The organism is Campylobacter sp. JMF_08 NE1, from assembly GCF_027737875.1.
In the GTDB taxonomy this organism is placed as follows: domain Bacteria; phylum Campylobacterota; class Campylobacteria; order Campylobacterales; family Campylobacteraceae; genus Campylobacter_B.
Map to the genome: position 1 here is coordinate 24992 of NZ_JAOVUC010000003.1, position 13300 is coordinate 38291.

The 13300-nt window shown below is 42.2% G+C and carries 12 protein-coding genes; 9 read left to right on the top strand and 3 right to left on the bottom strand.

What is annotated here, in order from left to right; genetic code table 11:
* The first annotated feature begins 13 nt into the window (after positions 1-13).
* From selA to OFN91_RS03410, 3 genes are read left to right on the top strand one after another with little or no spacing between them, the layout of a single operon-like run.
* Complete coding sequence (gene selA, locus OFN91_RS03400) at positions 14-1426, top strand: L-seryl-tRNA(Sec) selenium transferase (protein WP_270873283.1); 1413 nt, start codon at positions 14-16, stop codon at positions 1424-1426.
* The gene (gene selB, locus OFN91_RS03405; RefSeq protein WP_270873284.1) at positions 1419-3239 is read left to right on the top strand and encodes a selenocysteine-specific translation elongation factor; all 1821 of its coding nucleotides are present in this window, start codon (positions 1419-1421) and stop codon (positions 3237-3239) included. Before selA ends, selB begins: the two co-directional genes overlap by 8 nt.
* Positions 3240-3291: 52 nt before the next feature.
* Positions 3292-4005: a histidine kinase gene (locus OFN91_RS03410; RefSeq protein WP_270873285.1), complete on the top strand. Its 714-nt coding sequence runs from the start codon at positions 3292-3294 to the stop codon at positions 4003-4005.
* Positions 4006-4125: 120 nt separating this feature from the next.
* On the opposite strand, the gene OFN91_RS03415 is transcribed toward OFN91_RS03410, so the two are convergent.
* Positions 4126-4992 carry a SurA N-terminal domain-containing protein gene (locus OFN91_RS03415; RefSeq protein WP_270872093.1) on the bottom strand — a complete coding sequence of 289 codons (867 nt, stop codon included), beginning with the start codon at positions 4990-4992 and terminating at the stop codon, positions 4126-4128.
* Between the two features lie 79 nt (positions 4993-5071).
* On the opposite strand from OFN91_RS03415, the gene gltX reads away from it, so the two are divergent.
* From gltX to gdhA, 6 genes are all read left to right on the top strand, one after another.
* Positions 5072-6451 carry a glutamate--tRNA ligase gene (gltX, locus tag OFN91_RS03420; protein WP_270873286.1) on the top strand — a complete coding sequence of 460 codons (1380 nt, stop codon included), beginning with the start codon at positions 5072-5074 and terminating at the stop codon, positions 6449-6451.
* A complete protein-coding gene (locus OFN91_RS03425) occupies positions 6452-7705 on the top strand; it encodes a malic enzyme-like NAD(P)-binding protein (RefSeq protein WP_270873287.1) in 1254 nt (417 codons plus the stop codon).
* Between the two features lie 49 nt (positions 7706-7754).
* Positions 7755-9215: a nicotinate phosphoribosyltransferase gene (locus tag OFN91_RS03430; RefSeq protein WP_270873288.1), complete on the top strand. Its 1461-nt coding sequence runs from the start codon at positions 7755-7757 to the stop codon at positions 9213-9215.
* A 100-nt stretch (positions 9216-9315) separates the two neighbouring features.
* Positions 9316-9681 (top strand): hypothetical protein, encoded by a 366-nt coding sequence (locus OFN91_RS03435; protein WP_270873289.1) that lies wholly within the window; start codon positions 9316-9318, stop codon positions 9679-9681.
* Positions 9682-9797: 116 nt separating this feature from the next.
* On the top strand, positions 9798-10475 hold the full coding sequence (locus OFN91_RS03440; protein WP_270873290.1) for an MqnA/MqnD/SBP family protein: 678 nt from the start codon (positions 9798-9800) through the stop codon (positions 10473-10475).
* Between the two features lie 9 nt (positions 10476-10484).
* Positions 10485-11843: an NADP-specific glutamate dehydrogenase gene (gene gdhA / locus OFN91_RS03445; protein WP_270873291.1), complete on the top strand. Its 1359-nt coding sequence runs from the start codon at positions 10485-10487 to the stop codon at positions 11841-11843.
* Between the two features lie 50 nt (positions 11844-11893).
* On the opposite strand, the gene OFN91_RS03450 is transcribed toward gdhA, so the two are convergent.
* Positions 11894-12901 carry an AI-2E family transporter gene (locus tag OFN91_RS03450; RefSeq protein WP_270858470.1) on the bottom strand — a complete coding sequence of 336 codons (1008 nt, stop codon included), beginning with the start codon at positions 12899-12901 and terminating at the stop codon, positions 11894-11896.
* Positions 12902-13012: 111 nt separating this feature from the next.
* Positions 13013-13237 (bottom strand): hypothetical protein, encoded by a 225-nt coding sequence (locus OFN91_RS03455; protein ID WP_270873292.1) that lies wholly within the window; start codon positions 13235-13237, stop codon positions 13013-13015.
* Positions 13238-13300: the final 63 nt, after the last annotated feature.

The window sequence follows — 13300 nt, forward strand, 5'->3', positions numbered from 1 at the left end:
TAGGATTTTTTAAATGCAAATCAAACTTCCCAAAGTCGATAAAATCGCAAATAGCGCGGAATTTCACGGACTTTTGAAGCCCGTGGTTTTACGAATCGCAAAAGAGGTCATAAACGAATTTCGAACCAGCCTAGTAAATGGCGAAAATTCGTGCGCTAGCGAAGAGCAAATCATCGCGCAAATCAAATCCCGCTACGAAAAATTCGCAAATCTCGCACTTCGTCCGCTTATCAACGCAACTGGCGTCGTGCTTCACACAAATCTCGGTCGTAGCGTGATTTCGCCTGAAATTTTATCTCGCGCGCAGGGGGCGATTTGCGCTTATTCTAACCTCGAATTCGACCTATATAGCGGGACGCGCGCCAATCGCTACGATTATACTAGCGCGCTTTTGGCTGAGCTTTTTGGCGCTGAATCCGCACTTGTGGTAAATAACAACGCAGCGGCTGTGTTTTTGGTGCTAAATACCTTTGCTAGGGGGCGCGAAGTCGTGGTAAGTCGTGGTGAGCTAGTCGAAATCGGCGGGAGTTTTAGGGTAAGCGAGGTCATGGCGAACTCTGGGGCGATTTTGCGTGAGATTGGCACCACGAATAAGACTAAAATTTCGGATTATCAAAACGCCATAAACGAAAATACGGCAGTTTTGATGAAAATTCATCGCTCGAATTTTGAAATTTCAGGTTTCACGCAAAGTGTGGAAATAGGCGAAATTTCGCGTTTAGCAAAATTTGCGAGCGAGAAAAAGGCTGAATTTTACGAGAAAAAAGAGCCGGAATTTAAAATTTGCGAAGAGGAAAAATTTAGCGAAATCATTGATTATTACGATCTTGGAAGCGGAAGCGTGAATGATTTAGGCTCAAATTTAGCTAAAAACGAGCCAAAAATTGGCGAAATTTTAGCCTCCGGGGCTAGGCTAATTAGTTTTAGCGGGGATAAACTTTTTGGAAGCGTGCAGTGTGGAATAATCCTGGGCGAGAAATCCTTAATCGAAAAATTGCGCAAAAATCAGCTTTTGCGCATGCTTCGCGCCGATAAAATCACACTTGCGATTTTAAACGAAACGATTAAGGCTTACATTAACAAAGAATTTTCGCTAATTCCTACGATTGATCAAATTCACTTGCCCCTTAGCGAGCTTGAAAGGCGCGCGCAGGGTGTTTTGGACGCGCTAAAAAATACTAAATTTCAAGCAAGCCTTATTCGCACAAAAACCTTTGTGGGTGGCGGAAGTCTGCCTTGCAAAAACTACGATAGCGTCGCTTTGGTGCTTAGCCAAAACGCTAGCCCAGAGGAAATTTCGGCGAAATTTAGGGCGCGCGGGATTATCGGGCGCATTGAAAATGATAAATTTTTGCTTGATTTTCGCGCCATTTTAAAACACGATTTGCAAAAACTAATAAAAATTTTAAAGGAAATGTATGAATAGCGTCATAATCGGCACAGCAGGGCATATCGATCATGGCAAAACCGCACTCATAAAGGCGCTAAATGGCGTCGATGGCGACAGGCTAGCAAGCGAGATTGAGCGCGGAATCACGATTGATTTAAGCTTTTCAAATTTAAAATCAAAAAACGCAAATATCGCATTTATCGATGTTCCGGGGCATGAAAATTTAGTTAAGACTATGATTAGTGGGGCGTATGCGTTTGATTGCGCGCTTTTAATCGTCGCTAGCGATGACGGGCTAATGCCCCAAAGCAGGGAGCATATCGAAATTTTATCGCTTTTAGATGTAAAAAGCGTGGTTTTGTGTATCACAAAGTGCGATCTCACAGACTCTGCACGCCAAAGCGAAGTTAAAAAAGAGTGCGAGGAATTTATAGCCAAATTTTCAAATTTGCAAATTTTAAATACATTTTTCCTAAGCGCAAAGACAAATTTAGGCGTTGATGAGCTTAAATCTTATCTATTTAACATAAAGCCAAAACCGCGCAAAAACGGGGGAATTTTGCATTATTATATAGATAGAATTTTCACTTTAAAAGGCATTGGCACGGTGGTAACTGGCTCGCTTATTAGCGGGGCGATTTCGCGTGGCGAAAAGCTTCTTTGCGCAGATTGTGGCAAAATTTTAACCGCCAAAAGCCTGCAAATCCACGATACCGACACGCAGGTTGCGTATGCGCCAAACCGCGTAGCAATCGCGCTTGATGCTAAAACTAGCGAGTTAGAGCGAGGCTATATCCTCACTAAAAAGGGCTTTTTTAGGGGATTTAACGAAGCCGATACGCTCTTTCGTGGCAAAATAGCGCATGGGGAGGATGTGAGCTTTTGTGTGGGCTCAAAGCAAACGCCGGCAAAAGCGCGCATTATCAAAGAGCTTGATAGCGGCGAATTTTTGATAAATTTCAAATTTGAAAAAACTATGTTTTTGAAATTTGACGAGCCATTTGTATGCTTGGCAAACTCTCGCGTGTGTGGGGGCGGAAGGGTGCTAAATGCGGTCATCGAGCCAATAAAAAAGGCAAATAAGGCAGAGTTTTTAACAGCACTTTTGCACAAAAATTTCAAAAAAGCCTTTGAAATTTTAAGCAAATTTCACCGCCACGGATTTGGGCTGTTTTCGGCGTATCAGAGATTTGATATGGATTATGATAGCGCAAAGGCAATCGCTAAGACGATACCAAATACATATTTTGACGAAGCGACGCTGTGTGTGTATGATAATAGCGCGATTGGCGATATCAAAGAGCTGATTAAATTTATCATAGACAAAAACCCGCACGCTGTATTTTCCCCAACCTCAATCGCCCTAAAACTCTCTTGGGCTAGCGAAAGCTTAGCCTCCCTCGTGCTTAGCGAGCTAGAAACAGCCGGCGTGATAGAAAAAACCGGTGGCGTGTATATCAAAAAAGGGGCGAATTTACAGGATTTAAAACAGAGCTTGGAGGGCAAAATTTTTGACATCATCAAAAAAGGCGGAATCGCCCCGCTTGCACCATATAATATCTACGAAATGCTCGATATCGACCGCGTCAGTGGCGATGACGCTCTGAAAAAACTAACATATTCTAAAAAGGTAGTTCGCCTAGCGCACAATCTATTTGTGGAGGCTGGGAATTTAAGCAAGATTATCAAAAAGCTTTATGATTTGATAAAAGAAGCTGGTTTTGCCGATGTGGCAAATGTCAAAGAGAGCCTAAATTTAAGCAGGAAATTTGCGATTTCTTACCTAGAATACCTCGATAATCTAGGCGATATCATCACAATCGATAATAAACGCTACTTAAAAAAATAAGTTATTTACAAATTTTGGCTAAAATCGTTGGATTTTTTAAAAAAGGAAGAAAATGAAAAAAGTTTTACTTTTCTCGCTTGCGGGCGCGCTAAGCCTAAATGCCGCGCTTAGCGATAGCGAAATTTTATCTATGTATGGCGGTTTGCCAGCAAATTTAAAAATCAGCGTGGCTGAGCGTATGCCAGTAGAGGGACTAAAAGATATTCAAGCTGTGATTTTGAAAATTTCAAATGGCGAAATTTCACAAGAAGAGGTGATTTTCACTAGTGGAGATTTGGTTTTAATGGATGTAATCGACCCTAAAAAACAGATTCTTTACAAAGATCAAATCAAACAATCTAGACTTTCAAAAGGGGTAGCAAGCGTCTATAAAAGCGAAAACAAAGACAATATCATTACCCTTGGAAATGACCCTAAAAAGCCAACCTTGCTAATGCTAACTGACGCTGAGTGTCCGTTTTGTCGTAGAGAGCTAGCCGAAATCGAGCGAACGCTTAAAAGCAACAATGTCGAGATCGTAATGACATCAGTGCATGGAGATAGCGGTCATGCCAAATCAGCGCTGATTTACAAAGAGGTCAAATCAGCCAAAACTGACGCCGAAAAAATCGCTGTTTTGCGCAAATACTATGCCGAAGATAACAAAGCAAACGCTTCAAGCGTAAGCCCTGAGGAACTAAAAAGCGCAAAAGCTATCGCCGATAAATACTTCTCATCTGGCCTAAATTCAGTGCCATTTATCATCGAAACTTCGAAATTAAAATAAATTTCAAAATTTATACTTCAAATTCCACGCTAAATTTACGAATTTAGCGTGGTGTAAATTTTAAAATTTCATTAAAATTTAAATTTTGGAAATTTTAAAATTTCCAAAATTTTGGGTATATTATTTAGATTTTTTTGTAGAATTTGTAGGGTTTAGGTTGCGATCTATTATGCGGACATTTGCGTTAGAGCGGATTCTATCATTAAATTCCTCGACCATTTTTTTGCGTTTGTTTGTCACATAGGCTTCGATTGCCTTTTCTTGCACGCTTTCAAAATCAGCCGTTTGCACGCCCTTTTTGTCATTAACATAAAACATCTCATATCCGTTTGCCGTAGGGATAACTGGCGAGAATTTGCCCTTATCCACGCTTGTGACGATGTATTTTAGCCCTGCGTCCATTTGATTGGCTTTTAGCGTGCCACGCATGACATATACATTACCAGGGCGGGCGTTTGGATTGCGTTTGATAGGGTTTAGAGCGCTCTCACTTTTAGCGATATAGCGAGTTAGCGTAATGCTATCAAAGGTCGTGAATAAAGACGGATTTTGCTCGTAAAATCTGCGCACATTTTGTGGTGTTACAGTGCGTTGTACATCGGCAAAAAGCGGCCCATAGAGCTTTTCTTCTAAAATTCCGCGACGCACATTTTCTCTAAACGCCTCTTCTGACATTTTTTGCTGTTTTAGCGCCTTTTGCAGCTGTTCTAGACTGAGCTTGTTCTGCTCGGCAATCATTTTTATGCGGTTATCTATTTCGGCTGGGCTTACGGTGATTCCTCTGCGCTTAATCTCAGAATCTTGCAATTTTTGCTTGATTAAAATTTCCATTGCAGCTTGCGGGCTGGCACCTGTGGCCTTTTGGACTCTGGCTAATTCGTAATTCGTAATCGGCTCGTTTTCTACGACAGCCACGACGCTATTTACGACATTTGCGTTTAACGCGCCAAAACCTAAAAGTGCAACAACGGCTAGTTTTTTTATCATTTTCAACCTTTATTTAGTCTTTTTGCTTTATAATCCCACGATTATAACATTAAAAAGTAAAATTTTAAAAAGGAAATTTATGATTGTAACTCGTTTCGCACCAAGCCCGACAGGGTATTTGCACATCGGCGGATTAAGAACCGCGCTGTTTTCATACCTATACGCAAGAGCAAATAACGGCAAATTCTTGCTTCGCATTGAAGATACGGATTTAAAAAGAAATTCGGTAGAGGCTGCAAAGGCTATCGAAGAGGCGTTTAAATGGTGCAGTCTAGACTACGACGGCGAAATCGTCTATCAAAGCTCACGATTTGATTTATACAAAGAATATGTCCAAAAACTCCTTGATGAGGGCAAAGCATACAAATGCTATATGAGCAAGGCTGAGCTAGATGCGCTAAGAGCCGAGCAAGAAGCCAGAAAAGAGCGCCCAAAATACGATAATAGGTATCGCGATTTCACAGGCACTCCACCAGTTGGTATCGAGCCAGTAATCCGTATAAAATCGCCACTTGACGGCACAATTGAGTTTAGCGACGGAATTAAGGGCGATATGAAATTCGAAGCCAAAGACATTTTAGACGATTTTATCATCGCTAGAAGCGACGGCACGCCGACTTATAATTTCACGGTCGTTATAGATGATGCACTAATGGGCGTTACAGACATCATCAGAGGCGACGATCACCTATCAAACACCCCAAAACAAATCGTGCTTTATAACGCGCTTGGATTTAAGGTTCCGAAATTTTACCATGTCGCTATGATAAATGGCTCTGACGGCTCAAAACTCTCTAAACGCCACGGCGCGACAGATGTCATGGAATACAAAAAAATGGGCTATCTGCCACAAGCTCTGCTAAATTTCTTAGTCCGCCTTGGCTGGTCGCATGGGGACGATGAAATTTTTAGCATGGACGATATGAAAAAACTCTTTAATCCTAATAATATCGGCAAAAGTGCAAGCACATTTAACCAAACCAAACTTGATTGGCTAAATGCGCATTACATTAAAAATTTAAGCACCACCGAAGCCTGCGCCCACCTGCTAGAATTTGGCGTAGATATAGTCCAACACCCTAAAAAAGAGCTTATCGTTAATCAATACAAAGAGAGGGCAAAAACCCTAGCCGAAATGGCGAACGGAATCGCAACCTTAATCAATCCTTTAAAAATTTATGATGAAAAAGCGTATAAAAAGTTTATCAACGAAAATTCGATAGCCTTACTCGCAAAATTCCAAGAAATTTTAACCTCAAATTTCGTTGCAAGCGAAATCGAGGCGAAGACAATGGAATTTTTGGAGGCAAACGAAGTGAAGCTAAAAGATTTAGCCCAACCTTTGCGAGTCGCAATAACAGGAACAAGCGTAAGTCCGTCGATATTTGAGATGATTGAAATTTTAGGTAGCGACGAGGTTAAAGCTAGAATTTCTAGCTTATTACAGAAAGGAATTTAAATGGCACAAAATGATTTGAAAGAAAGGGCATTAGAGTATCATATCGGTGGAAAAATCGGCATAAATGTCAAAACTCCATGCGCGAAACCAGAGGATTTGACCCTAGCATACACACCGGGTGTGGCCGAGCCTTGCAAGGTGATTGAGGCCGATAATGAGCTAGCATACAAATACACCAACAAATCAAATCTTGTCGCAGTTATCACAAACGGAACGGCCGTTTTAGGGCTAGGAGATATAGGCGCAATCGCAGGAAAGCCAGTAATGGAGGGAAAAGCGGTTTTGTTTAAAAAATTTGCTGGCGTAGATGCCTTTGATATCGAGATCAACGAAACAGACCCTAAAAAAATAGTCGAAATTTGCAAGGCTATCTCGCCGACATTTGGTGGAATAAATTTAGAGGACATTAAAGCTCCTGAGTGCTTTGAGATCGAAAAAGAGCTACAAAATGCCGTCGATATCCCTGTCATGCACGATGATCAGCACGGCACGGCGATGATTACAGGTGCGGGATTAATCAACGCAGCCTACATCAGTGGCAAAAAAATCGAAGATATGAAAATCGTAGTCTCAGGCGCAGGTGCAGCAGGTATTGCGTGCGCGAAACTCTATAAAAGTCTTGGCGCAAAAAATGTAATTATGCTCGATTCAAAGGGCGTAATTCATACTGGCAGAAGCGATTTGAACCCGCAAAAAATGGAATTTGCTATCGACACAAACGATAGAAGCCTAGCAGATGCGATGAGGGAGGCTGATATGTTTCTAGGTCTTAGCAAACCGGGCGTCGTAACGGCCGAAATGGTAAAATCAATGGCGCCAACGCCGATAATTTTCGCTCTGGCTAACCCTGTGCCTGAAATCTACCCAGATGAGGTGCATGCCGTGAGGGACGATGCAATCGTAGGCACTGGTAGAAGCGACTTTGCTAACCAAATCAACAATGTTTTGGGCTTCCCATATATTTTCCGTGGTGCGCTAGATGTAAAGGCCAAAAAAATCACCGAAAATATGAAACTAGCCGCTTCTCGCGCTATGGCGGAGCTAGCCCGTGAGCCAATCCACCCAGATGTGCTAAAAATGCTAGGCAAGCCTGATTTAAAATTTGGACGAGATTATGTCATACCAAATCCATTTGATCCGCGCGTATTTGCTATCATTTCTGCCGCTGTGGCAAAGGCTGCGATCGATGATGGCGTCGCAAGAGTAAGCGATTTCGATTTCGAGGCTTACAAAAAATCTTTACAATCAAAATAATCGAAATTTCCCGTTTTCGGGAAATTTCAAAATTTAAGGTATTTAAAAAATGCAAAATTTCGAAAATTCATCAAATTTAGCCCTACTTACTGACTTTTATCAACTCACAATGATGCAAGGATATTTTTTCTTAAAACCGCACGAAGTCGCAGTTTTTGATATGTATTACCGCAAAAACCCATGCGGTGGCGGTTACGCGATATTTTGCGGTATGAGCGAAGTGGTGGATTATATAGAGAATTTGCATTTTAGCAGTGATGATATAGCGTATTTGCGCTCGCTTGGGAGTTTTAAGGACGAATTTCTAACCTACCTTGAAAATTTCAAATTTAGTGGCGAAATTTACGCTGTCGATGAGGGCGAGGTCGTATTTCCACACGAGCCACTAATCCGCGTCAAAGCAAATATCATCGAGGCGCAGTTAATCGAAACTGCGATTTTAAACACCATAAATTTCCAAACCCTAATCGCCACCAAAAGCTCGCGCATAAATTTCAGCGCAGGAGAGGGTAGCGTAATGGAGTTTGGACTTCGCAGAGCGCAGGATAAAAGTGCTGCGATTTTTGGCGCAAAGGCCGCTATAATCGGCGGTTGCGTGGCTACTTCAAATGTTTTGGCTGCCAAAATTTTTGACATACCAGCTATCGGCACACACTCTCATGCGTGGATCGGAAGCTTTCCTAGCGAAATCGAGGCCTTTCGCGCTTACGCCAAAATCTACCCAGACTCCGCGCTTTTGCTCGTCGATACCTACGATACGCTAAATTCCGGCGTGCCAAATGCGATTAAGGTTTTTGAAGAACTTCGCGAGCAAGGCCACAAACCGCTTGGAATCCGCATTGATTCTGGCGATTTGGAGTATCTGACCAAACAATCTCGCAAAATGCTTGATAACGCTGGATTTAAGGACGCCAAAATCACAGCCAGCAACGATTTGGACGAATACGCGATCGATCAGCTCAAACTTTTCGACGCTAAAATCGATAGCTGGGGCATTGGCACGAGATTAATCACAGGTGGCGATAGTTCAAGCCTTGGCGGCGTTTATAAGCTAAGTGGTATCGAAAAAGAGGGCGAAATTTTGCCAAAGATTAAAATTTCAAACGACCCACGCAAGATAAACAACCCCGGCTACAAGCAGTTTTTCAGGCTCTATGACAAAGATAGTGGCATGGCATTAGCTGATTTAATCACGCTTGAAAATGAAAATATCGACGAGAGCGCACCGCTTGAAATTTTCCACCCACTCTACACCTACAAACGCAAAAAACTCGAAAATTTCAGCGCAAAGGCTATGTTAAAGCCTGTGTTTGTCCATGGTAAATTTGTCGGCGAGAAAAAGTCCGTCATGCAAATCGCCGAATTTTCGCGCAAGGCTAAGGCGAAATTTTGGTGCGAATACCTGCGAAATATCCACCCACAAACCTACAAAGTAGATTTATCGGCTAAGCTCTGGGAGACGCGAAAATCACTGATTGATGAAATAAACGCAAATTTAGGCAAATCGTAGAAAATAGTAAATTTTTATTTACTTTTGAAATAAAAATTTTGACTATAATTGCGCGTTTGCAAGATTTCTTGCGTAAAATTTCATTTTAAAAGGATAGAAAATGAGCAAAATTCTCTCATGCGTGGCTGCGCTTTTACTTTTGGCAGGTTGCGCCTCAAAACAGCTTCGCCAATCCCCAGAGGACGCGATTAACGAGCAAAACCACACCGCAGCGACTGCCAAAATGGAAGTGCTAAATTTCAAAACCGAAAATGGCAAAAAACTAAGCCTAGCTTCAAACGATTTGTTTGACACAGCGGTTTTAACCGATAGCGAGGGCAAAACTCACAACCTAACTCGCCAACGCTCAGCTAGCGGAATTTACATGGAAAATGACAAAGGCGTGAGTATTCACTTCAAAGAGGGTGGCGAGGGCATAGTCGAGTTTAGCAAATACAACTCACTCTCAATCTCACAAGTCAATTAATCCAAATTTTGCCACTTCTTTGGTGGCAAAATTTATTAGTTTTATTAATTTTAAAATTTTAACTTTTTCTTACAAAAATAGTAATATAATTTACGAATTTTAAAATAGGAATATGGATGCGATTTGGCAAGATAGATTATTTAAATTTACTCCCTTTTCATGTGTATTTAAAATCTCTACCTTTGCCAGCGCATACCAAAAAATTCATAGAACTCAAAAAAGGCGTGCCTAGCAAGCTCTGTCGCGATTTGCGCGCAATGCGTGTCGATGCGGCCGTGATTTCTAGCATAGAATCCCGCCACAAAAAATACTCCACCCACCCTCTTGGCATAGTCGCCCAAAAAAAGGTAAAAAGCGTGCTCGTGCGTAAAAACACCACCCCGCGCCTAGATCCAGCCTCGATGAGCTCAAATATGCTCTCGCGAATTTTAGGCATTAGTGGCGAGGTCATCATCGGCGATAACGCTCTGCGCGCGATTTTATCGCAAGGGGAAGAGAAATTTTACGATTTGGGCGAAATTTGGCACAAAAACACAAATTTGCCATTTGTTTTTGGAATTTTATGCTCGGTTAAAAATCACGAAATTTACGCCAAACTTACCGAGGCGTTTTTGCGCACTAAGGTCAAAATCCCGCAATATATCCTCATCAAATACGCTAGAAGCAGAGGGATTGCCGAAAAAGACATCTTAGAATACCTCCAACTCATAAGCTACAAAGTCGGCGCGCGCGAGAGGCGCGCACTTAAAATTTTCCTAAGAAAAGCAAGCAAATTTAATTATAAACCAAACTAAGGAGGAGATATGAATAGTTATGTGGCAGGGTTGTTAAACAACCTAAAAGAGCAAAATCCGGGCGAAGAAGTTTTTATACAAGCAGCGACTGAAATTTTTAACTCTCTTGCTCCCCTAATCGAGCGCGAAGAAAAATACACAAAACACAGAATTTTAGAGCGAATCACCGTGCCAGAGAGAAGCCTAAGCTTTCGCGTAGTCTATACAAACGATCGTGGCGAGCCTTGCGTGCATACGGGATACCGCGTCGAGTTTAACTCAGCGCTTGGCCCATACAAAGGCGGTCTTAGATTTCACCCTAGCGTAAATATGGGTGTTTTGAAATTTTTAGGTTTCGAGCAAATTTTCAAAAATTCACTCACAGGTGTTAATATCGGCGGCGGCAAAGGTGGCGCAAATTTCGATCCAAAAGGCAAAAGCGACGGCGAGATTATGAGATTTTGCCAAGCATTTATGTTAGAGCTTCACAGGCTTATTAGCGAAAATACAGATGTCCCAGCCGGCGATATCGGTGTGGGTGGTAGAGAAATCGGATACCTATATGGCGCATACAAAAAAATCACTCGTAGATTCGACGGAGCCTTGACTGGAAAAGGCCTAGCATGGGGCGGAAGCCTAGCTCGCACGCAAGCTACTGGATACGGCTCAGTGTATTTCGCACAAGAAATGCTAGCTAAAAAAAGCGAAGCACTTCGTGGCAAAATCTGCGCAATATCTGGCGCAGGAAATGTCGCAATCTACACAGTCGAAAAACTATATCAATTAGAGGCAAAACCAGTTACTATTAGCGATTCTACCGGCTTTATCTATGATCCAGATGGCATTGATTTGGCACTTCTAAAAAAGCTAAAAGAGGAGCTTAGAGTAAGCCTTGCAGAATACACCAAAGAACGCAAAAACGCCAAATTTACCCCAGTTAGCGAGTATCCAAAGGGCAGAAATGGCGTATGGAGCGTCAAATGCGACGCAGCCTTCCCAAGCGCTACACAAAACGAGCTAAGCTTAGAGGACGCCAAAACCCTATACGCAAACGGATGTCGCCTTGTATGCGAGGGGGCAAACATGCCTAGCACGCTAGCTGCGATTGATTTTATGTTAGCTCAAAAAGACTTTTTATTTGGCCCTGCAAAAGCAGCAAATGCTGGTGGCGTGGCGACAAGTGGCTTAGAAATGATGCAAAATGCGCAACTTGAATCATGGAGTTTCGAGGAGGTCGATGGCAGGTTACACGAGATTATGAGACATATCTTCCGCACTAGCTATGAAACCTCGAAAGAATTCGGCGATGAGGGCAACCTTGTGCTTGGCTCAAATATCGCAGGTTTCCGCAAAGTAGCCGATGCGATGATAGATCAAGGCTATGTTTAATAGCTAAATTTCGCTAGGATTTCCCTAGCGAAATTTTAAAATTTTAAAATTTAATGCTCAATTTTATTGCTTAAAAGTGTAGCGATAGATTTCGTGCGTTCGTTCGAATTTAGCGCGATTTGTATGCTCATAGTAAGCGGCACAGCCAAAAACATACCCCCCACACCAAAGACAAATCCCCAAAGAAGAAGACCTCCAAGCACGCTTAGTGTCGAAAGCCCCAGTCCCTCGCCCATAAAGCGCGGTTCGATGATATTTCCAATGACGACATTTACGATAAGATAGATTGCCACGACCCAAATACTCACGCTTAAATCCATTGTCGCCAAGGTTACAAAAAGCGTCGGAAAAACGGCGATTATGGAGCCGATTGTAGGGATATAATTTAGCATAAAGGCTACAATCCCCCAAAGCGCAGCATAAGGCACTCCAAGTAGCCACAGACAAAGCCCGATTAGCGCACCTGTCGTGGCACTTGAAATCGTTTTGATAAGTAGATATTTTTTCAGGCTTGGGGCAAATTTTTTCATAAATTTATGCATACCGCGGTTGCGAGCGGAAAAATATTTGATTTTCGCATCGATTACCGAGCTTTCAAAGACCATGAAAGAGACCAAAATAAAGACAAAAAACCCGGTGCTTACAATTCCGCCTGTTTTTTTCGCCACAGCTGTGGCGCGAGATACCATTTCAGAGGGCTCAGCACCGAGGCTAGCTAGATCAAAATCAATGCCGTAATTATTCAGCCGCTCTTGCGCGCCACCTAGGACCTGGTTAAATTTCGCCCCCAGCTCTGGTAACTGCGCCGAAAACTCTCTGACCGCCTTAAATACGATATCGCCCATAAATCCCATAACGCCAAGAAATCCCAAAACCACGATCAAAAAGCTAAACAATCGCCCAACGCGCAGTTTTTGGATAGATAGCATTAGTGGCGAAATCAAAACCGTGATAAAAATCGCTAGCAAAAACGGCACGATAATCGAGCCAGCGGCTTTAAGTCCTGCTATGATTATCACCACGCAAGCAGCCGAGATTAGGGACATTTGAAGTTTCATTGTAATCCTAAATTTTGAAATTTGTTCTATATTTTAATAAAAATTTGTAAATTTTAGATGTTTTGCAAAGTGGAATTTACCCGTAAATTTCACGGGTAAATTCGGCTAAATTTAATCAGCGCACACCGCATTTGGCTGGATTCTCGTCTCGCCAGAGTATGATGAAATCATCAACGCCTCGCCATTAGCATACTGGCACACGCGACCTGCTTGTGTCGAGCTTTTAAGCGATTTGCCCTCTTTGTATGTGATTGTCACGGCGTCGATTACCTTGGTATCGCTTAGCATAGGCGCTAAATTTATCGGCACAATCTGCAAATCCCAACATAGCAACAAAATTAAAACCGATTAGAGATTTTTCGTAGTATTTTCTTTATGCAGAAATAAAAATCTCGTTAC

Excerpts from the sequence above, each read along its gene's own strand:
- selA (WP_270873283.1), top strand. The coding sequence starts at position 14 with ATGCAAATCAAACTTCCCAAAGTCGATAAAATCGCAAATAGCGCGGAA.
- OFN91_RS03435 (WP_270873289.1), top strand. The coding sequence starts at position 9,316 with ATGAGCAAAATTCTCTCATGCGTGGCTGCGCTTTTACTTTTGGCAGGT.
- gdhA (WP_270873291.1), top strand. The coding sequence starts at position 10,485 with ATGAATAGTTATGTGGCAGGGTTGTTAAACAACCTAAAAGAGCAAAAT.
- selB (WP_270873284.1), top strand. The coding sequence starts at position 1,419 with ATGAATAGCGTCATAATCGGCACAGCAGGGCATATCGATCATGGCAAA.
- OFN91_RS03450 (WP_270858470.1), bottom strand. The coding sequence starts at position 12,901 with ATGAAACTTCAAATGTCCCTAATCTCGGCTGCTTGCGTGGTGATAATC.
- OFN91_RS03430 (WP_270873288.1), top strand. The coding sequence starts at position 7,755 with ATGCAAAATTTCGAAAATTCATCAAATTTAGCCCTACTTACTGACTTT.
- OFN91_RS03425 (WP_270873287.1), top strand. The coding sequence starts at position 6,452 with ATGGCACAAAATGATTTGAAAGAAAGGGCATTAGAGTATCATATCGGT.
- OFN91_RS03440 (WP_270873290.1), top strand. The coding sequence starts at position 9,798 with ATGCGATTTGGCAAGATAGATTATTTAAATTTACTCCCTTTTCATGTG.
- gltX (WP_270873286.1), top strand. The coding sequence starts at position 5,072 with ATGATTGTAACTCGTTTCGCACCAAGCCCGACAGGGTATTTGCACATC.
- OFN91_RS03410 (WP_270873285.1), top strand. The coding sequence starts at position 3,292 with ATGAAAAAAGTTTTACTTTTCTCGCTTGCGGGCGCGCTAAGCCTAAAT.
- OFN91_RS03415 (WP_270872093.1), bottom strand. The coding sequence starts at position 4,992 with ATGATAAAAAAACTAGCCGTTGTTGCACTTTTAGGTTTTGGCGCGTTA.